15 protein-coding genes are annotated in these 20,961 nt (G+C 65.9%); 6 read left to right on the forward strand and 9 right to left on the reverse strand.

Going from position 1 to position 20,961, the window contains the following annotated elements; all coding sequences use genetic code 11:
* The first annotated feature begins 486 nt into the window (after positions 1-486).
* From GO615_RS05175 to GO615_RS05195, 5 genes are read left to right on the forward strand one after another with little or no spacing between them, the layout of a single operon-like run.
* On the forward strand, positions 487-759 hold the full coding sequence (locus tag GO615_RS05175; protein WP_169125970.1) for a glycosyltransferase: 273 nt from the start codon (positions 487-489) through the stop codon (positions 757-759).
* A gap of 57 nt (positions 760-816) precedes the next feature.
* Complete coding sequence (locus GO615_RS05180; RefSeq protein WP_169125971.1) at positions 817-1,968, forward strand: glycosyltransferase family 4 protein; 1,152 nt, start codon at positions 817-819, stop codon at positions 1,966-1,968.
* Positions 1,969-1,976: 8 nt separating this feature from the next.
* Positions 1,977-2,939, forward strand: coding sequence for a sulfotransferase family protein (locus GO615_RS05185; protein ID WP_169125972.1), 963 nt, complete (start codon positions 1,977-1,979; stop codon positions 2,937-2,939).
* Positions 2,932-3,828, forward strand: a complete 897-nt coding sequence (locus tag GO615_RS05190; protein ID WP_169125973.1) for a glycosyltransferase family 2 protein — start codon at positions 2,932-2,934, stop codon at positions 3,826-3,828. The genes GO615_RS05185 and GO615_RS05190 overlap by 8 nt, the downstream gene beginning before the upstream one ends.
* Before the next feature lie 2 nt (positions 3,829-3,830).
* On the forward strand, positions 3,831-6,998 hold the full coding sequence (locus GO615_RS05195; RefSeq protein ID WP_169125974.1) for a sulfatase-like hydrolase/transferase: 3,168 nt from the start codon (positions 3,831-3,833) through the stop codon (positions 6,996-6,998).
* On the opposite strand, the gene GO615_RS05200 is transcribed toward GO615_RS05195, so the two are convergent.
* The 3 genes from GO615_RS05200 to GO615_RS05210 all read right to left on the reverse strand — a co-directional run bounded on the left by GO615_RS05200 (position 6,967) and on the right by GO615_RS05210 (position 10,440).
* Entirely contained in the window at positions 6,967-7,836 is an 870-nt protein-coding gene (locus GO615_RS05200) for a tetratricopeptide repeat protein (RefSeq protein WP_169125975.1), read from the reverse strand. The two genes, GO615_RS05195 and GO615_RS05200, sit on opposite strands and share 32 nt — an antisense overlap.
* A 123-nt stretch (positions 7,837-7,959) precedes the next feature.
* Positions 7,960-9,117, reverse strand: coding sequence for a glycosyltransferase family 4 protein (locus tag GO615_RS05205; RefSeq protein WP_169125976.1), 1,158 nt, complete (start codon positions 9,115-9,117; stop codon positions 7,960-7,962).
* A 33-nt stretch (positions 9,118-9,150) separates the two neighbouring features.
* Positions 9,151-10,440 carry a hypothetical protein gene (locus GO615_RS05210; protein WP_169125977.1) on the reverse strand — a complete coding sequence of 430 codons (1,290 nt, stop codon included), beginning with the start codon at positions 10,438-10,440 and terminating at the stop codon, positions 9,151-9,153.
* A gap of 131 nt (positions 10,441-10,571) precedes the next feature.
* Here GO615_RS05210 and GO615_RS05215 point away from each other — a divergent pair, with 131 nt between their 5' ends.
* A complete protein-coding gene (locus GO615_RS05215) occupies positions 10,572-12,431 on the forward strand; it encodes an asparagine synthetase B family protein (protein WP_169125978.1) in 1,860 nt (619 codons plus the stop codon).
* Here GO615_RS05215 and GO615_RS05220 read toward each other — a convergent pair.
* From GO615_RS05220 to GO615_RS05245, 6 genes are read right to left on the reverse strand one after another with little or no spacing between them, the layout of a single operon-like run.
* Positions 12,364-13,728 carry a putative O-glycosylation ligase, exosortase A system-associated gene (locus GO615_RS05220; RefSeq protein ID WP_169125979.1) on the reverse strand — a complete coding sequence of 455 codons (1,365 nt, stop codon included), beginning with the start codon at positions 13,726-13,728 and terminating at the stop codon, positions 12,364-12,366. The genes GO615_RS05215 and GO615_RS05220 overlap by 68 nt on opposite strands.
* Positions 13,716-15,092: a phenylacetate--CoA ligase family protein gene (locus tag GO615_RS28835; protein WP_169125980.1), complete on the reverse strand. Its 1,377-nt coding sequence runs from the start codon at positions 15,090-15,092 to the stop codon at positions 13,716-13,718. Before GO615_RS28835 ends, GO615_RS05220 begins: the two co-directional genes overlap by 13 nt.
* A gap of 11 nt (positions 15,093-15,103) precedes the next feature.
* The gene (locus tag GO615_RS05230; RefSeq protein WP_169125981.1) at positions 15,104-16,213 is read right to left on the reverse strand and encodes a glycosyltransferase family 4 protein; all 1,110 of its coding nucleotides are present in this window, start codon (positions 16,211-16,213) and stop codon (positions 15,104-15,106) included.
* Between the two features lies 1 nt (position 16,214).
* Positions 16,215-17,813 carry an exosortase A gene (xrtA, locus tag GO615_RS05235; protein ID WP_169125982.1) on the reverse strand — a complete coding sequence of 533 codons (1,599 nt, stop codon included), beginning with the start codon at positions 17,811-17,813 and terminating at the stop codon, positions 16,215-16,217.
* Complete coding sequence (locus GO615_RS05240; RefSeq protein WP_169125983.1) at positions 17,810-19,009, reverse strand: TIGR04063 family PEP-CTERM/XrtA system glycosyltransferase; 1,200 nt, start codon at positions 19,007-19,009, stop codon at positions 17,810-17,812. The genes xrtA and GO615_RS05240 overlap by 4 nt, the downstream gene beginning before the upstream one ends.
* 15 nt (positions 19,010-19,024) lie before the next feature.
* Entirely contained in the window at positions 19,025-20,953 is a 1,929-nt protein-coding gene (locus tag GO615_RS05245; RefSeq protein WP_169125984.1) for an XrtA/PEP-CTERM system amidotransferase, read from the reverse strand.
* Between the last annotated feature and the right edge of the window lie 8 nt (positions 20,954-20,961).

A 20,961-nucleotide genomic window follows, 5' to 3' on the forward strand; every position in this document is an offset into this window, starting at 1 on the left:
GTACGTGTGTTCATCAAGTTGTGCAATTTGGTTGAGCACGGCGTGGTTGATGTCATTTCGCTTTCAATGCCGCGCAGGACGTCGCCCGAAGCGGCGCTGAAAGCGGGTGGCCGGTTCATGTGCCCCCCCCCCCGCAACGCCTCCTTCTTCTGCTCGGCGGGCAGGGGCCAGTTCCTTGAGCCACCCGTTCTCGGGCGTGACCCACGCCCTCGACTCAATCGAGATCGCCCGCTTAGAGTTGTCTGATGCGATCCAGAATCCGCACAAGACTCGCATTGGGCGCAAAAGGCAACCAGACACAGGGAGTGGGCACTCCCCCGCATTGAGGACAGGAGGGTCAACCGATGCGTACCGAACTACATCGGCTCAAAGACAAAATGCTACTTGTCAGCCCGCACAAACTGGTATCGCTTCGGACCCGAAGTGCCTTTTCCTCCCGGATCAAAATCGGCTTCGGCCCAATAAAAACCGGCGAGAACGACTTGAATGTCCGCGCATGGAGAATTGACCCTATCTGCCGCCGATGAGTTGGTGATCGAAAATGGCAAGACGGGGTTTCTCGCACGCGACGACGATGAGCGGGTCGAACTGTTGAGCACATTGGCGCAGGATGCTGAACTTCGCGAAAGCGTTGGCAGGGCCGCCTACAATGCGGCCAGTAGCAGTTTCTCTGTTTCCACGATAACGAAGAAGTATCTTTCCTTTATCGAATCGGTTCATCAAAGATCATCTACAGGCGTCCCCCAAGAGGTCTTCTAACGGGAAACGTCGGATGTGTAGCCAAGTAATGCTCGGCATTTGAATTGGTAATCACGGATGGCAACGATGGCAGCACGAGTTTGCTACTACCTCGGGACATACGAGGACTGGGGCGGCGCGAGTCGCGCCCTGCTGAATTTCGTCGTGCGTGTCAATCGCGACAAATTCGATCCGCTGGTGGTCGTCACTGAGCGGGGGGCATTGATCGACACCCTGAGCCAGAAAGGGATTGCAGCAGCCATTTGTCCGAAGCACGACTGGAACGGCAACCCATTCAGGTTTGCGCTGGACGTCATGCGCAGCATGTTATTTCTGCGACGCCACAAAGTTCACCTGATCCACATGAATATTGGGTCGCTGGGCTGGAAACCACCCGAAGTGGTAGCCGCCCGATTGCTGCGAATTCCTTTGATCATGCACTTTCACATGGTCGATCCCGACCCGACACCGTTCATAAAGCATGCGCGGCACATCATCGCAGTATCAGAGTATGTGGCCACCCACTCGCAATTCGGCACCTGCCGCGTGAAGGCAATACACAACCTCTCGGATCTGGAGCGATTTACCCGTGGGCATTCGGTTCGCGACGAGCTCGGGCTCGCCGATAGCGATCTAGTCGTGGGCTTTCTGGGCCACGTCAAACGCCTCAAGGGAATTGACCTGTTTCTTCGCCTTGCTGCGGAGATCGAACGGCCGGACGTGAAGTTTCTGATTGCAGGCGAGATGATGGAAACGGATCCAGCGTTCGCGGCGCACTTCAATGGAATTATTACGAACGACCCTAGAATCCGCTACTTGGGCTACCGGACCGATCCCGAGAATATTTATACGACAGCGGACGTGTTGATCATGCCGACTCAATGCGAGGAAGCCTGCGCGATGGTGCTGTTCGAGACGGCAGCCGCCAGGAAGCCGATCATTGCGTCGCGCACGGGAGGCACGCCGGAGATCATTCAGGATGGCATTAATGGGCTGCTGTTCGACCGAGAGGATTTCGACACGCTGAAGCGCCATACCTGCTGGCTCCTGGATCACCCCGAGGAACGACTCAGACTCGGGAACATGGCTTTTGAGGTCGTGCAAAGCCGGTTCACGGATCAGCCAGTGCGTGAACTTGAGCGCATCTACACGGAAGCGCTGAACGGTAACGGCAGTCCCCCCGAAGGCGGTAAAGAGCTCACATCGCTCTCGGGCGCCGACTACAAGTAGAGGGAACGATGTCGCTAGCGGTCCTCGCAAAGCTGCCGAAACTGCTCGATCGCGAGATTCGCGACAAGAACCTGCGAGCCTTGGGGTGGCGGGCGAAAGAGGCGATCTGGTCGATCACGCGGCCGGCAATGCCCGATCCGGTATTCGTGATCGGCTGCTCGCGCTCGGGAACGACGGTGACCTTCGAGACGATCGCGGCATCGGGGCATTTCCTGCACTTCGATTTCGAGATTCCGCAACTCTGGAACGGGCTGCGTGGCCCGCTGAACAACGGCTGGGACTCGGAGGCCGCGACGGCGGACGATGCACGGCCGGAGCACCGCGACCGCGTGCTGGCGTACTTCTACGCACGGCTCGGCGCGGGGCCGGTGCTCGACAAGACCTGCATCAACACGCTGCGCGTGCCTTACCTGCATGCCCTGTTCCCGAAGGCACGCTTCGTGTTCATCCAGCGCGACGGCCGCGACAATGTCAGCTCGATGATGGACGGCTGGCGCCTGGGGCGCACCGACGGGGGCTTCGGCCTGACGCAATTCTTCGGCCCGTCGCCCGAGCCGGTTGCGATAAACGACGGGGAGTTCCGCGAGTGGCACTTCTTCCTGCCGCCGGGATGGCGCGAATTCAACCGCGCAAGCCTCGAGGAGGTGTGCGCCTTCCAGTGGGTCACTGCGAACCGCCTCGCGCTCGACGCGGCGCGTGCGATTCCGCCGGAGCAGTGGATCGGCCTGCGTTACGAGGACATCTTCGAACGCCCCGTCGACATGTTCCGCGAGGCGTTCGAGCGGCTGGAGGTGCCGTTCGATGCGCAGACCGCGCAGCGGTGCGCGAACCTGGTGTCGCGGCCGACGAGCATCGTGAAGGGGGCACCGCAGAAGCAGAAGTGGAAGGAACACAATCCGGCAGCAGTCGAGCGGATCCTGCCGATGATTGCGCCGCTGATGCGCGAAATGGGGTACGACCCGGATGACTGAAGCGCCGACGGTCAGCGTCGTCATTCCCGCCTACAACGCAGCCTGGTGCATCGAGCGGGCCGTACGCAGCGTGCTCGCACAGACGCACAGCGCGGTCGAACTGATCGTGGTCGATGACGGCAGCACGGACGGGACGGCCGAGGTGCTGGCGCGCTTGGCGACGGGCCTGCGGCTGCTCGCGAAGCCCAATGGCGGCCTCAGCAGTGCGCGCAATGCGGGGATCGCTGCGGCGCGGGGGTGCTATGTTGCATTCCTCGACGCGGACGACTGGTGGGAAGCCGACAAGCTTGCACGCCAGGTGGCGCTGATGGAGGCGCGGCCGGAGCTGGCGTTTTGCTCGACGGCGGCGCGGATCGCCGATCCGGAGGGGCGTCACGTGGGCGACTGGCCCTGCGGCTGCAGCGAACCACACGTGCTCGACGCCATCTTCGCAGAAAACGGCTCGATCGCCGGCAGCGGCTCGGCGGTGATGGCCCGGGCGGACGCGCTGGCGCAGGCGGGCCCGTTCGACGAGAGTCTGCGCAGCCTCGAGGACGTGGACATGTGGATGCGCCTGGCGGCCATCGGGGGGTATGCGTGCGTCGCGGAACCGCTCGTCGTCATCACCAGACACCCGGACAGCATGAGCCGCAACCTGGACGTGATGCGCGACGCGGCGCGGCGCGTGATGCGCAAGAACCGCCACCTGCTACCGCCCGAGAAGCGCGGGGCGTTCTGGCGCCACGCCTATGCGGGCATGCTTTCGGACTACGCCAAGTGGGCGTGGCGCACGCAGCGGCGCGGGCAGGCGCTGCGCGACCTGCTGACCGGTCTGTGCATCGCGCCCATCAGCCGCGGCCGGCTGATGGCAGGCCTGCTGCTGGCGATGCTGAGCAACCGGACGGTGTAGCCATGCCGGGCGAACCGCTGCGCATCACGGTCCTGATCTGCACCTACAATCGTGCCGAATTGCTCGGACGTGTCATCGAGTCGCTGAACGCCGCGCTGAGGCCGGACGATGCTCAGGTCCGCCTCTTTGTCGTCGCCAATGCCTGCACGGACGGCACCCATGCACTTCTGGACGCATACGGTGCGACGCCGGGACGCCTCCCGCTGGAGTGGATCAACGAGCCGACCCCGGGAAAGTCGCACGCGCTCAACCGCGCACTGCCGATGCTCGAAGATCCGGTCGTGGCCTTCGTGGACGACGATCACCGGGTGGACTCCGGCTATCTGCGCGGCATCGCGCACGCGGCGCGGACGTGGCCGCAGGCGGGCCTGATCTGCGGGCGCATCCTGCCCGACTGGGACGGCACCGAACCGGACTGGGTGCACGACGACGGCCCCTACCGCATCTATCCGCTGCCCGTGCCCCGCTACGACCAGGGCGACACTCCGATGCGCGTCGATCTGGACGGCAACATCCCAGGCGGCGGCAATCTTGTTGCGCGGCTCGAGGTGTTACGCACCACCGGCCCCTTCCTCACCGAGCTCGGCCCGACCGGGCATGACCTGGGGGGCGCGGAGGATCTGGAGTGGGTTCGCCGCGCGATGCGCACGGGCGCCGTGCTGCAATACGCGCCGGAGATCGTCCAATATCACTACGTCGATGGCGAGCGCCTCACGCTGTGGTACCTGATGCGCAAGGGCTTCCAGCGCTCGAAGTCGGTCATGCGCTTCCGGCGCACGGAGAGCGGTGTGCCGCTGTACATGTGGCGCAAGGTCACCGCCTATGCGGGCGGCTGCGCGCTGGCGTTGCGCTCGCAGGTGCGGCGCTTCTATCTCGTGCGGCTTGCGTCGGCCTTCGGCGAGATGAGCGGCATGCGCGAGGCTGCGCAACACCGGCGCAGGCGTGCTCGCCTGCCTTGGCTGCCGGTCCAGAGCAGCCTTGCTTTGGCCGGCACACTCGGGCTTGGCGGCTTCGGACTAGCCGCGCAACTCGCATGGTCGAGGATTGCCGACGTGCTGTTGCCGGCATTGGTGGTCGCCACGCTGGTGACGCTCGCACTGATCATGAAGTCGGTGATCGACTTCTCGCAAACCGGACCGCAACTGCGCGAGGAAATCGTGCGCCGTTACCGCGCGTACTTTCCGTTCGCGATGGCTCGACTGGGCGTGTGGTCGCTGATCATCGGTCTCTTCTGCACGCTGCCGGGCGCCGTGGTCGCGGCAGCCGGGGCCGATGTGCTCGGGGTGCCGCACGAACCATGGCGCGCCGCGGCCGGAGGCCTGCTTTCCATGGCTCTCATCGGCACCTACGTCACCTGCCGAACCCTGGTGCATAACCCGGGGCTCATCGTCGCATCTTGGCAATATCGCACCGACCGCCTTCACCGCCTGTGGAACCGCCTGTCGGCACAAGGCCTGCGACGCGCAGCGCTCGCCGGCACCGCTGCGATCGCGACGCTGTTCGCGGGGCTCGTAAGCGCCCTGGTCCTGTCGGGCCACGGTGACTCTGCCGCCGCCCTCACCAGCCTGGGCGTCGGTTACTGGGGCCTGATGGTGTTTGCGCTGTGGGAACCCGAAGGTGACATTGCGGCGCCGCGCCCCGGAGGACGACCGAACCTGATCCTTATCGGCTCGGACACGCTGCGCGCGGACCGCGTCGGCACCCAGCGAAAGGGGCAGCCGTTGACGCCACATATCGACGCACTGGCGCGACGCGGCACGCACTTCCAGAACTGCTACGTGCCCTGCGCGAGAACTGCGCCCAGCCTGATCTCGCTGCTCACCGGGACCTGGCCGCACACGCACGGGATCCGCGATAACTTCGTCGCGACCGACGAGACGCAACTGGAGGTCCAGGCCCTGCCCACGATCCTGCGCGCGCTGGGCTATCGCACGGCCGCCGTCTCCGACTGGTGCGGCGCAGACCTGGGCAAGTTCTCGCTGGGGTTCGACGTGCTGGATCTGCCCGAGGACCAGTGGAACCTGAAGTTCCTCATCCGCCAGGGCCCGAAGGACATCCGCCTGTTCCTGTCGCTGTTCCTGCACAACCGCGTCGGCCGTCTGTTGCTGCCCGAAGTCCATTACCTGAGCGGCGCACCGCAGACGACCCAGCTCGGACAGCGCACCCGCCGGCTGATTTCCCGGCTCGCGAGCACGTCCGAACCGTTCCTGCTCAACGTCTTCTATTCCACGACCCACCCTCCGTTCGCGTCGGAGTACCCGTACTACCTGCGCCATGCGGACCCCGACTATTCGGGGGCATCGAAGTTCGCCATGGCGCGCCTGACCGACCCCTTCGAGATCATCCGGCGGCAGGGCGAACCGCGCGAGGAATTCGACCTCGACCAGATCCTCGCGCTGTACGACGGTTGCGTGTCGCAATTCGACGACGAAGTCGGGAAGCTCATGAACCATCTGGCCGCAACGGGGCTTGCGGAGAACACCATCGTCGTGCTGTACAGCGACCACGGCATGGAGTTCTTCGAGCACGACACCTGGGGGCAGGGCAATTCGGCCGTGGGCGACTTCAGCGCGCGCGTGCCGCTGGTGGTCGCGGATCCGCGGATGAACCACCCCGTAAGGGTCGATCAGGTGGTCCGCTCGATCGACGTGCTGCCCACCCTCCTCGACCTGCTCGCCGCGCCGTCGGTGCGCTGTGACGGCGTGTCGCTCACGGCAACGATGCAGGATCCGCACCGCGAGTTGCATCTGAAAGGATTCAACGAGACCGGCATCTGGATCGCCCGCGTACCCGGCCTGCCCCACGACCACCTGAACTACCCGGAACTGCTGGAGCTTCTGGACATCCCTAACGAGGCCAGCGGGTCGCTGTCGATCAAGGACGAATTCAAGGAACTCGTGGTGATCGCCAAGGACCGCATGATGCGCGACGGGCGATGGAAGCTAGTCTATCAGCCACTGGAGAGCGGGATGCGACTCACCTTGTTCGATCTGGATACCGATGCCGACTGCACGCGCGATTTGTCGGCGGAACACCCCGAATTGGTCGCACGGCTGTGGCAGGAGTTGCAGAGCTGGATCGAGCGCGATCCGGTTGCGCGGCGCCATCTGCGGACGACGGCAGCCCCCACCGCGATCTCTATTCCGGCTTTTTCTCCTGACCTGCCTTGAAGGACTCGATCCAGCGGCGCTGGATTTCTTCGGGCGGGCAGAAACGGCAGGAGCGAGCGTTTGCATCGGTCACGGCCTTCCCATTCTCCGCCGATTGAGACCCGGCCTCGGCCGACTCCGACTGGGCATCCACGGCAATGACCGGTTCCTGCAGGTCGAGATCGAGCGGCTCAGGCAACGCGGGTTCGCCTGAGCTGTCAGGTGGAGCCGTCGGCGGAACCGGGACCTGCACATCGCGGGCAGGCGGCTCGGGGAAGGGCTCCTTGCCCCCCAATTCGAGATAGCGCTTCCGCAGCAGCTTGGATTCTGGGTTGTGCTGCAGGCCGAGCGCTACCGTATCACGGGCCGCAGTCCGCTGCCCGCTTTCCTCCTGGAGCAACGATAGTTCGCTGTACGCTTTGGCCTCACTCGGATCAAGGGAGAGCGCACGCTGAAATTCTTGTGCCGCAACTCGCGTCTCACCCCGCAGCTTCAGAACGAGTCCCTTGTCGACATGCACCTTCGGCAAGATCCGGGATCCCGACGGTACTGCACGAATGACGTAGTCGCAGCCTTGAAGCGCTTGTCCCGTGTTGTAGTTAAATGAACTCTTGTCACCAATGCTTCGGACGGCGCGGTAGCGGAAACGCACACAATCACACCAATGATGAGTATGTCCCCAACCGGCATCTGGCTCGAGACTTTCCATGTATGCCCTGTCCCGCCCTCCGAAAATAAGGGCAGAACACAAAGACACTTCTTGCGGTGTTGCACCGAAAGCTTCGACTGCCTGACTCTTCCCGCACATCAGACCAAACAGCAACATCGCCACGGACGTATTGAGGAAACGATACTTCATAGCGGTTAACCCTGAAAGTTAATGACGCTTGATTCGCGCCTGAAGCAGCAGGACAGTCCCGCATGGTTCTAGATGTTGAGTACGGCACTTGCGGTACGCGGGGTTCTCCATGTCACTACACCATTACACATCCGCTGCGACCGGCAAGAGCCCGCGGGTTCGATCGGCCACGGCATCCCAGTTCAGTTCCTGCCGCACGCGTACGAGCGCATGCGAAGCCAGGTACTCGACCAACTGCGCGTCGCAGAACAAGCGGCCGATCACCGCAACGATGGCGCGTTCGTCGCAGCCATCGACGCGCAACCCGGTGACGCCATCGAGCACCGCCGCGCCGGTACCCCCCGCGGTCCCTGCGACGGACACCTTGCCGCAAGCGGCCGCCTCTAGAAACACGAGGCCGAATCCTTCCGTGTCGCCGTCGATGTCGCGATTGACGAGCACGAAGAGGTCGCAGGCGTTGTACCAGCGCGGCAAGTCATCCATCGGGACATGCCCGAGGAGATGCACACGCTCGGCCACACCCGTCTCGTGCGCGAGCGCTTCGAGGTAGGAGCGATCCTCGCCGATGCCGACGATGGCGTAATGCACGTCATGCCCGCCAGCGATCAGTTCGGGCAGGCAGCGGATCACCGTATCGAACCCCTTGCGCCGGTTCAGCCGTCCGACCGACAGCAGCAGCCGGGCGCCGGGTCCCAGTTGCAGGCTGTCGCGCAAGTCCTGACACGGGAGTCCCGGCCGGAAACGTGCGACATCGACGCCGGGGTTGATGATGACGATGCGGTCGCGCGGGACGCCCATGCCGACCAGCACTTCGAAGGTGAAATCGCTGTTGGCGATGACATGATCGGCATGGCGCAGCACGAAGCGCATGACCCGGAATTTGTTCCCGCGCCCCCAGCCGGTGAGTTCTTCGCCGTGCGCATACACGGTGACGGCGCGCCTGGAGAGCCGGCCGACGATCCAGGCGACGAGCCCTTCGGGCAGCGCGCGCCCGGCATGGACCGCACAGAACCGCTGCTCGAGCGACAGCGCCAGGGACTTCGCAAGCAGGCGCACGTACATGCCGAGGGATTCGGGCCGCAGCCACGGCACACGGCGCAGGCTGACTCGATGGACGGAGTTCGGATGGCCGGTATCGTGCGCATCACCGCCCGGCACCGCGGCCGTGACGATCGCGATTTCCTTGCCGCCCAGGCGCCGGTATACCTCGTCGAACCACACGGCGGTCCCGCCCTTGGTCGGCAGGAAGAGTTCGGTGATGACGAGGTAGCCCTGCTTCATCGGTCTTCACATCCAGGCGGAATCCCGAAAAGTCTAGCAACGGCCTGCGCGGGCCGAGCGTCGGTATGTCACGTCGCCGAGAAAATAAGCTGCCGCGCCCAACAGCGCAGCCAAGCCGCTGTACTTGAGGAGCCTCGTCAGGTCCGGCTCGTTGCGAAGGCGCACGAACCACGCGGCGAGCCGCGTTTTCCATCGCTGCGCCCGGAGCGGCGATGCCGGGTCGCGCAGGATCGTCGCCAGCTCCGCGGTGGTCGTGAAGCACAGATCCGGTCTCATCGACAGTGCCATGCCCAGCGCGCGGCGGAGCTCGGCAACTGCCGCGGCGCGCGCGGGCTGCGGACCGATGAAGTTCTCGCGGTGCGTTTCGAGCAGCAAGGGACGGCCCTCGGCACATTTGCGCGCCAGCGCCGCGGCCACGTCTTCGGCGCGATGACCGCGCAGCGGTTCGAAGTAGGCGTCGCGCACCACGTAGATGATGCCGCCCTGCCCGCTTTCCCCATTGCGGATGCGGCGCGCGGGCGGCAGGAGCCGACCGGCCGCGTCGCGCCCTTCGTAGCGCCAGCCGGGCGTGACCACCGTGCGCACGCCGTGCGCCGCCCACGCCCGCTCGGTGCTGTCGTTCCACACGAAGGTGTTCGGCACTGCAACCTCGGGCGCACAGCCGAAGAGTTGTTGCAACAGGTCGGACTCCTCGCGCACCGCGTGGTCGACGGCAACAGGGTCGAGGGGAACACTCGGCAGGCTGGCGCAATCGACCCATCGGCTTTGCAGCGGCGGCGGGAGCGCTTCGCTGCGCAGCCCGCCGTCTTCGAGCCAGCGCCGCAGCGCTTCCGAATTCGACCCGTTTTCCGTATGCAAACGCGCCAGCAGGGCCGCGGGCCAGTAGTGTTCCAGTCCGTGCCGCTGGACTGCGAAGACGCCCGCGCGACACCCGTCGCCCATTGCAGCAAGGACCGGCGCAAAATCGGGCGCGAGGAGCGAGCAACGCACATGCTTGGCGAAACCCGCGGCACGCATGGCGTCGACATCGGGTATGCCGCCGACGACGCCAAGGGTCATCACTGCGGGCCGCCCATCGCGGTCGCGCACCGCGCTCAGCGTTTCTGCGATCTCGCGCAGGACTGCGGCATCGCCCCGCGGCCCTGGCCCCCAGTCGTCGCTCTCGACGATTAGGACGGGGCGGACGAACACGGGCTCGCGCCACATGGCCGCGAGCGCGCGCCCGTGCAGGATCGCCAGCGCAAGGGCGGCGAAACCGAACCAGGCGAGGATGACGGTCAGCGCGAAGCCCATGACCGGCAGTCCGTGCACGGCATCAGGCATGCGCCGAAACCGGGAGCGCAACACGAGGCGTCGCGTCGAACCTGCGCGCGAGCGTGACCTCTGCGGCATTCGTCCGGCTCGGCTTTCGCTAACATGGCCGCTGCCCCGATCAAGCGGACGACGGCAAGCTCATGAACATGCGACGAATCCTGTGCGGGTGGGTGAATCTCTCGGGCGGGAGCGACACGACTCCCGACGCGCTCGATGCGATGTTTGCCGCGGACGAGGCCCTCCCGCCGGTACATCGTCTCGAATTGAACAATGCGGGCCGCGTCGGAACCGGACCGACGGCGAGCTTTGTGGCACAGGACGCCGACGCTGGACGCGCCGCGGTTCTGATCGGGCGACCGCGCTGGAGCCACGCGGAGACCGCCGCGGACGCGCGGGAGCACGGACATGCTGCGGCCGCGTTGCGCCGCCATGCATTGGTCGGCGAACGCGTTTTCGAGGACCTGCAGGGCAGCTTCGCGCTCGTGCTGATCGACCTGCGCGCGGGGGCCGCCCTGCTCGCAGTGGACCGCACCGGCATCGAGCGGCTGTGTTTCGCCCGCGTCGGCCCGCTGCTCGTCTTTTCCACGAGTGCCCGCGCGGTCGCCGCACATCCGGCGGTTCGTGCCGGGCTGAGCCGTCAGGCGCTGTTCGAGTACCTGTACTGCCACATGGTGCCGAGCCCGGACACGGCGTTCGAGGGCGTCGAGAAGCTGTTGCCGGCCCAGCGGCTGGCCGTCACCGCCGGCGGTGCACGGCGCGACTTCTACTGGTCGCTGAAATTCGGGGCAACGCGGGGGGCAGACGAGCAAGGCCAGGAGCGGACTTTCCGCGAGCTGCTGCACCAGTCCGTGGCTCGGCAACTCGACGACGCCCCGGCCGGCGCCTTCCTCTCCGGCGGCACCGACAGCTCGACCGTCACCGGCCTGCTGGGGGAGATCAGCGGCAAGGCGCCACGCACCTTTTCGATCGGCTTCGATGCCGAGGGCTTCGACGAACTGGATTACGCGCGCATCACCGCACGCCACTTCGGAGCGGATGCGACCGAGTTCTACGTTACGCCGGAACACGTCGCCGAGGCGTTGCCGCTCATCGCCAGTGCCTACGACGAGCCCTTCGGCAATGCCTCGGCCGTGCCGACCTACTTCTGCGCACGCATTGCCCGCGAGCAGGGCATCGGCGCGATGCTCGCCGGCGACGGCGGCGATGAATTCTTCGGCGGCAATGCACGCTACGCCAAGCAGGGCGTGTTCGAGCACTACCAGTCCATTCCGTCCCCCCTGCGCCGCGTGCTCGAGCCGCTGGTGTTCGGCTTCCCGCTCGGTTCGGCGCTGCTGCCGGTGCGCAAGGCGCAAAGCTATATCCGCCAGGCGACGGTCCCCCTGCCCGACCGGCTCGAAACGTACAACTTCCTGCACCGCGATGCGCTCGCTGATATCTTTGAACCGGAGTTCATTGCCGGAATCGACCCGGAGCGCCCGCTCATGCTGATGCGCGAGGCGTATTTCCGCTCGGGCTCGCCCGAAGCGGTCGACCGCATGATGCACCTCGATCACAAGATCACGCTGGCCGACAACGATTTGCGCAAAGTGTCGCGCATGTGCGAGGCCGCGGGGGTCGAAGTCCGATTCCCCTTCCTCGACGAGGATCTGATCGCTTTTTCGGGCACGCTCTCCGCCCGCCAGAAGGTGAGCGGGCCGCATCTGCGCGTGTTCTTCAAGCACGCCCTGCGCGACTTTCTGCCGCGCGAGACGATCGCCAAGTCGAAGCACGGCTTCGGTCTGCCCTTCGGACTGTGGCTCGCCACGGACGGCCCCCTGCGCACCGAGGCGAAGGCCGCGCTGGACAGCCTCGCACGGCGTGGCGTCGTGCGGCCGTCCTATCTGCAGAAACTGTGGCAGGAACATTCTGCGGGGCACGCGAGTTATTTCGGCGTCATGATCTGGGTACTGACCCAGCTGGAGCTCTGGCTGGCACGGAATGGCGCTCGGGCTGGCGCCTGAACCTCTCGCTCATCCCTGATGCATCGACGGGCGCAGGCGCGACCGCGGCACGTTGCCGCACGCCCGCTTCCGCCTCACGCATGATCACCCGCGCGACCACCACGATCAGGATCAGATTGTAGTAGTAGTCGAAGTACGCCATGCCGAGGAAAGCGCCAGCGGCAAGATATGCGACAAGGCTGACCTGCACCATAGCCATGAGCTCGCTCATCCACTCTAGCGTGCCATGATCCTTGAACGCTCGCCGCACTATGGAGGCAGATCGCCAAGTGAATACTGCTAGCAAGAGGAAAAGGAAGAGGCCGACGAAGCCGTGCTCCCCCAAAACCTCAAAATAGATGCTATGGACGTCTCGAGCGTCCGTCGGATCGGGCGCGTAAAGATGGAACATCTCGTAGCGAAACGTCTCAAACCCCCCGCCAAAAAGCCGGTCGCATGCGAGGTTGAAGGCCATCCACCAAGCGTTGATCCGCCCCATTGCAGAGGCGTCCTCTTGATACGTGTTGATCGTGGCCATGCGCTGGTACCAAGCCTCTGGCATGATCGCCCACACCATCAGGATCGCAAACACGCCGAGCAACAACACCAGGAACTTGTGACGCGCCTTGAGCCAAAACACGGTCCCCATGACGGCCATGCCGACCAGGGCGCCACGCGATTGCGTGCCGATCGCCGCCAGCGCCGTGAGTACGGTCGCTGCGTACACAGCAGGCCGTATCCAGCGATGCGTCGAGCCGCGGGCGAGGAAATACAACAGCGGCACCGTCATCGCCAGTGCCAAGCCGAGTTCGTTGTTGCCTTCGATGAAGGTACCCGGAGGCCCCTGCACACGATGCACGCCCCCCTTCATGATCGTGAAGATACCCCCCTTCACGCCATAGAACGCGAGCGACAGCGCGATCGTCCACACGAGGGCCTTGAGCCGTTCAGGCGTGTTGATGAGGACCATCGCGACGATGATCATCAGCTGGATCTTGATGACCTTTTCGAACTGCTCCCAAGCGAGACTGGGATAGACGGCGAAGATCGTCGTCACCGTCATCCAGGCGACAAACGCGAGCAACACCTTGGTCTCGCGCTCCCACGGGATGCGCTTGGGCTCGCTGGAGAGCATCATGCCGACGAACGTGGTGATCGCCACGATCTGTGCAAAGGGCATCGACATGCTGAATCCCCAAGCCATGCGGTGAGGATTCATGAAGCCGAGCCAGGTCCACACGAGGATGCCGATCCACGGCCGCCTCAGGATGAAGGGCAGCGTGCCGAAGACGGCCAGCGTGACGGCTATGTCGCGCACAGCGCTCCCTCCCGAACATCCACCCGACTCATCACGTAGCGATACTTGCCCGACTTCTCGGGCAGGATCTCGTCGCGCAGCTCGATCTGAATCCTCACCCCGGCGCCCAGACGCGCCATCAGACCGCGCTCGATGGCCGATGCGATCGACGGACCATATCCGGGGCCGGGCACGAGTTCGACCCTCGTGAGCTCGAGGCTCTCCTGCACGATGCGGAATGCGGCGACCTCGGGCAGATCGCGCAGGATGTAGATGAGGGCGAGACCATGCATCACCGTGCCGTCCTGCGCGACGACGAAGTCGGTCGCACGTCCCTGGATATCCTTGAGCAGCGGCAGACCACGGCCGCATCTGCATGGCGACGGATCGAGTGCGGCAACGTCGCCGGTACGGTAGCGGATGAAGGGGAATTCGCCGGTCGCAAGGTGCGTCACGACGATCTCCCCGCTATCGCCAGGGGGCACCGGCTGCCCGCGGCCATCGACGATCTCGACAATGACGTCCTCGGCGGTGATGTGCATGCCGCCGGACGGGCACTGGTGCGCAATGAAGCCGGCGTCACGCGCGCCGTAACCGTTGGCGACCGGACACCCGAACACGCGTTCGATGGTATTGCGCTGATGTTCGTAGAGGCGTTCGGAAGTGCAGAACGCGACCCGAATGCCGAGGTCGTCCATGCGCACGCCGGTCTTCTCGGCGCGCGAACCGATGAGGGAGAGCGCCGACGGATAGCCGAAGAGCATCCGCGGTCGACGCCGGCGGATGCGCGCGAGGAACTCGTCGAGCCGCGCCTCCGACATCTCGAATGCCGGCAGCAATTCGGTGCGCATCACTGCGTCGCGCCAGTGGCGCAGACGGTCCTGCGCGCTCAGTTCGATCGGCGAGCCCCACACGACGATCTCCGGATCTCCGATATCCACCCCCCACCAACGGGTCGCGCGCCATTTGGCCGCGACGTCGTGGCCGACGCGCTCGCGGCCGATGAAGAACACGAGCGGCTCGCCGCTCGATCCGCCCGTGTTGAAGCGCGCGAGGCCTTCCGCCCGTTCGGCCTTGAGCGCCTCGATGTTGTTCCGGATCAGGGCCTTGGTGAGGAAGGGAAGGCGGCGCAGCGCGTCCAGGCAGGTGACTTGGGCAGCATCGAAACCGATGCTTTGAAAGAGTTCGCGGTAGTAGGGAACGTCCCGCGCGGCACGCAGCAACAACGCGCGCAGACGTTGCAGTTGCAGCGCCTCGAGATCGGTGCGCGACCACCACTGGCTGGCTTCCAGCGCACGCCGCACGCGCGCGGTGTCGTGATGCTTGAGTCGCTCCTGCAGCGGGAAGAGGACGTTGGCGACACAGCGCGTGTAGAGCCCGGTCATTGCCCCCTCCTTCACCGCGCACCCGCCGGTGCAACGGCGCCGCGAAGCGCGGCCTCATAGGCGGAGAACAGCGTATGCCGCACCTCGGCCCACGTGTAGCGGCGCACTTCGTGCAAACCGCCTTCGACCAGACGCGCACCGAGTTCCGGCGAACGCACGAGATGCAGGACGGCGGCGGCCATCGCGGCGGCGTCGTCGCGCGGCACCAGCAGGGCGCTGCGGCCATTCTCTACGATGTACGGCACGCCCCCCACGTCCGTGCTCACGACGGGCACGCCGCTGGCAAGCGCCTCGAGCACGGAGTTTGGCATATTGTCGACGCGGGCGGGGTTCAGGACGACATCGGCGTCGCGGTAGAGGGCCGCCATCTCGTCGCGCTCGAGTCGTCCGGTGAAGCGGACGCTACCGTCGAGTCCCAACGCAGCAGCACGGGCGATCAGTTCGTCCGCCTGCGGCCCCGTACCGGCGACCGACATGCGCGCACGCGGACATGCCGCGCGGATCTGCGCGAAGGCCTCCAGCGCGGTGGAAATTCCGTAGATCGGTTCGAGGTTGCGGGCAACCACGACATGGGGCGCATCGCCCGCGCAGCGCGGACGCGCGTCGGCATGGAAGCGGGCAACATCGACGACATTCGGCACGATGCGGCTCTCGACGCCATGACGCAAGAACACGTCGCGGAGAAAGCCGGACGGGACCAGAACGCCCGCCGCCCGGCGCAGCGTCGGGCACACCCAGCGCGCGGAACGCGCAAGAAAGTCGTCGGCCTCCCCGCCACGATAGTTCACCACCACGGGAACCCGGCGCAGATGGGCGATCCACACTGCAGGCGCCGCGAAGAGGTGCCAGGACCAGCCCGAATTGGCCATCACGTGCATCACGTCCGCCCGCCCCGCGGCAGACCACAGGCGCAGCAGATAGGGCATCAGGCGAAACCCAGCCCGCACGCCCCGGAAATGGCCGATCCATTGCGGGCAGTACGGCGCGTTGGTCTGGATGAGATCCACGTCCAGCCCCTCTCCGCCCAGCAGTTCGGCGAGTTGCCGGGTCTGGTTCGCCATCCCGCCGGCCGGCGGAGGCAGCGGGCCGATCAGTGCGATGCGCTTGCCCGCCCAGTTCATGCTAGCGCTCCCTTGCCCGCGCCAGGGCCGCGGACAGTTCGCCGCCGCGCACGCGCAGGAAGTCCGCGAGCACGGCTTCGGCCGCGCCACGCGCCCCTTCGCCCACCGGGGTGTACAGCATCACGGCGACGGAATCGTCCCCGCGGCCGCGCAACTGCGCGAGCGTCTGGTAGAGCTTGGCCACGTAGTCGCTCGTGGTCCAGCGGCCGTCGATCCAGTACCAGTGCCACACCAGCAGGCGCCCCGACGCGGCATTGGCGATCTCCGTGCTCCGAACCGACGCGGCCTCGGCGCCGATCTGCGTCGCATGCGCCCCTTCGGCCGTCATGGTCCACTGGCGGTCCTTGTGCTTGAGGACGCGGTTCTCGGAGTTCACCAGTTCCTCGCCGGGCACCTGGCCCCGGTAATACGCCAGGTACAACCCCACGGGCGGCCCGCCGTTCGACCAGATTTCGCGCAGCTCGCGGCGCATGCCGAAGAAATGCGGCTTCCAGTCCGGCAGGCGCGTGTCCGCGACCCGCTCCCACCCCTCACCGGCATTCAGCCCGGCGAGCGTGACCGAGCCCCGCCGCCCCTGGGCATCGAGCCCCGCCAGCACAGCTTGCCAAATCAACACGGCGACGATTGCTGCGACGCCGGCTGCAATGGCGCCCCTGGGCATGACCGGGCGCGTCGGCACACGAGATACGGCCGCGTCTCGTGCCGGGGCGCGGGGGACGTCATCCTCGCGCCAGCGGGCGCCCACCCAGAACAGCACCATCATCACGAGACCGAAGAACACCCAGCCGTAGATCAGATGATCGACGCCGGCCGCGACGCGGTTGTCGGTGAGGTGCGCGACCAGCACGATGCCGTAGGCGCGCAGCCAGTTCGCGAACACCGGCAGCACCACCGAGAAGGCGACGAAGACGCTGCGCCGCAGAAGCGAACGATAGGTGAGATGGGCGTAGAGACTGCCGACCACGACCGACGCGATCAGGTAACGCACGCCGCTGCAGCCTTCGACGACCTCCCAGTGACCGGACGGAATCACCAGGCTGCGGCCTTCCGCGTAAACCGGAACGCCCGAGGCGCGCAAACCCCAGATGATGAAATCCGTGGTGCGGTCCATCATCGCCGGGAACAGGAACTCGCCAAAAGGCACTAGGAAGAACAGGAAACCCAGCGGGAAGGCCAGCGCGCGCGCGACCCGCGTTCCCATGACGGCCCACACCAGCGCGACCGCCATCCCGACGAAGGCGAACTGCGACACACTCGCGACGCTCGCGAGTTCGCCGAGCAGCCAGGCGAAACCGGCCAGCGCCGCGGCCGCCAGCCCGACCGGCGAAGGAGTCAGCGGCAATCCGCGCAGTTGCACGCGTTCGCGCCAGATCAGCCAGCATGCGATCGGTGCGACGAGGTAGCCGTGGGCGAAGGTGTCCGAGCGGTTCCAGATCTCGATCATGGATGCGAGCGTCTCGCGGTACGTGCCGAGCAGGGCAAGGAGCGCGATCGCCAGCATTGCAAGCCGGATCACCGTCTCGCGTGAAAGACCGGCCGCGGGCTCCGCGACGGCAACGCCGCCGGCCTGCTGCCTCACCTGGTCTTCCGGGGCGCTCATGCTGCCCCCGCCAGCCGCGCATAGGGCGCTCGATACGCCCCGACGCTGTTGCGCCAGTTGCGCTCGGATTCGACGAAGCGCCTTCCTGCGGCCCGATAGTCGCCCCACAGACCCCGCTTGCCCAGCATGTCCACGACCACGTCGGCGAGAGCCTGCGCACTGCCCGCGTGGAACAGCCGGCCGGTCACTCCGTCACGCACGAGTTCCCTGTGTCCGCCGACATCCGAGGCGACGAAGACCCGCCCCTGCGCCATGGCCTCGAGCGGCTTGAGCGGCGTGACCAGTTCGGTCAGGCGCATCGAGTGACGCGGGTAGGCGAGCAGATCGATGAGGTCGTAGTAGCCGCTCACCTCGCCATGCGGCACGCGACCGGCGAAGATCACGCGGTCGGCGATCCCGAGTCTTTCGGCCTGGGCCTTGAGAGCGGCCTCCTGCGGCCCGCCGCCGACCAGCAGCACGCACAGTTCGGGTAGGCGTTGCAGCAGGGCGGGCACCGCATCGAGCAGCAGGTCCAGCCCTTCGTAGGCGTAGAACGAGCCCACGAAGCCGACGACCGTCCTGCCCTCCAGCCCGAGGCGTGCTTTCAGTGCGGCATCGGGTTCGCCCGAGAGCTGGAAGGACTCGATATCGACGGCATTGGGAATCACGGTGACGCGCTCGGCAGCGATGCCGCGTCCTACGATGTCGGAGCGCAACCCCTCGCAGATCGTGAACACGTGATCGACACGCTTCATCGCCCAGGTTTCCAGCGCATGCGTCATGCGGTAGCGCAGCCCCCGCTCGCGGGCGGTCCCGTGGTCGACCGCGGCATCCTCCCAGAACGCCCGGATCTCATAGACGACGGGGATGCCCAGCCGACGGCCGGCGCTCAGGGCCGGCAGCACGTTCAGCACCGGCGAGTGCGCGTGAATCACCTCCGGCAGCACTTGCTTCGCAACCTCTACGATCCGTGCCCGCAACGCGCGCATCAGGGCCGTCTCGCGCAGCACCGGGCTCGCCCCGGAGACGGGCCGCGTGCGGAAGAAGCGCAGGCCGTCGACGTCTTCCTCCAAGGCGGCCGTCACGCCCTGCTTCGGCGAAGTCAGGTGGAAGGTCTCCCAGCCCAGCGCCCGCTGCTCGCGCAGGATGGCCGCGGAGCGGAAGGTGTAACCGCTGTGCAGCGGGATCGAATGATCGAAGACGTGCAGGATTTTCATCGCTCAGGTCGCCACTCAGACCGCCACTCTCGGCGCCTCGCCCTGCCCCGCGAGGGCACCGCTGTGGCGGACGAAGGACTCGAACATCAACAGGGTCCACAACGGTGCGCTGTAATCGCGTACGCCCGACTGATGGGCATCGACCAAGTGGCGCAGGGTGTCGGCGTTGAAGAGTCCCGTGGATGCGAGCGTACCGCCCAGCATCGCGTCCCTCACCCGCGCCTTCAGCGGCCCGCGGAACCAGCGCGCGAGCGGCACGGCAAAGCCCATCTTCGGCCGGTAGAGCACCTCGTGGGGCAGCAGCGGCTCCATCGCCTTCTTGAACAGGTACTTGCCCTCATTGCCCTTCACCTTGAGGCCGGAAGGCAGCGTCGCAAGCCATTCGACCAGCGGGTGATCCATCAGCGGCTCTCGCACCTCCAGCGAATGCGCCATGCTCGCGCGATCGACCTTGGTATTGATGTCACCGACGAGGTAGGTCTTCAGGTCGAGGTACTGGACGAGCGCCAGCGGATCGTCCGTTCCCGCGTTCGCCGCGTGGCGGCGGAATACGTCGAGCGCGTTGTAGCCGCCGAGCTGCGCCTTGAAGGCGTTGGAGTAGAGCTGGCGGCGCAGATCGTCGCGCAGGATCGACACCGAATGGAAATAGGCCTGCACCGAATCGCGCGCCAGCGCCTGGAAGGTCGTCTTCGCGCGCAGCACGCGCGGCGCCCAGTCCGCCTTCGGATACAGCCGCCCGAGCACGCCGAACATCGGTCGGCGCACGCCCAGCGGCAGGCTCGCGCGCAACTTTTCCTCCATCATGTGCAGGCGGTAGCGGCGATAGCCGCCGAAGCTCTCGTCGCCGCCATCGCCCGAGAGCGCGACGGTGACCTTCTTGCGCGCGAGCTGGCACACGCGCCACGTGGGAATCGCGGAGCTGTCGGCATAGGGCTCGTCGTACAGGACGGCCAGCTTGTCGATCAGGTCGAAATCGTCGGATTGCACCGTCTCGACGTAGTGGTTCGTGCGATAGCGGGCAGCGACCTGCTGCGCGAAGGCGGCCTCGTCGAAGGCCGGGTCATCGAAGGCGATCGAGCACGTGTTGACCGGCTCATTGGACAACCCGGCCATCGTCGCCACCACGGCGCTCGAATCCACGCCACCGGAGAGGAAGGCGCCGAGCGGGACTTCCGCGATCAGGCGCAGGCGCACGGATTCGCGCAAGCGTTCGGTCAGCTCGGCGGCCGCGTCGGCCAGCCCGATCGGGTTGTCGAGCGTGAATCGCACGTCCCAGTAGCTTTGCGGCGCGGGCACCGGCTCGCCGCGGCGGACCGTCAGCGTCTCGGCAGGCCCGAGTTTGCGCGCGCCGACGAAGATCGTGCGCGGCTCCGCGACATAGCCGAGCGCGAAGTACTCCTCGACCGCGCACGGGTCGATGCGCCGGTCCAGGGCCGGATGCTGCATCAGCACCTTCAGTTCCGATCCGAACGCCAGCGTTCCGTCCGGCAGCAGCGCGTAGTGCAGCGGCTTCACGCCCAGACGGTCACGCGCGAGGAACAGCGTCTCGCGCTTGCGATCCCACAGTCCGAACGCGAACATGCCGCGGAAGCGGCGCACGCACGCCTCGCCCCACTCCTCCCACGCATGCACGATCACCTCGGTGTCGCTGCGCGTGTGGAAACGGTGGCCGCAGCGCTCCAGTTCGGGCACGAGCTCCTGGTAGTTGTAGATCTCGCCGTTGAACACGACGGCGACGGAACCGTCCTCGTTGAAGAGCGGCTGCTGGCCGGTGGAAAGATCGATGATCGACAGGCGCCGGTGAGCGAGTGCGACGCCCGGCTCGAAATGCAGCCCGCCTTCGTCCGGTCCGCGATGAAACTGAATGTCGTTCATGCGCTGCACGAGATCGCGCGGAAAGTCCCGCTTGTCGCGCGTGTGGAACAGTCCGGCGATTCCGCACATCCACGTTT

Source organism: Aromatoleum evansii, assembly GCF_012910805.1.
Lineage (GTDB): Bacteria > Pseudomonadota > Gammaproteobacteria > Burkholderiales > Rhodocyclaceae > Aromatoleum > Aromatoleum evansii.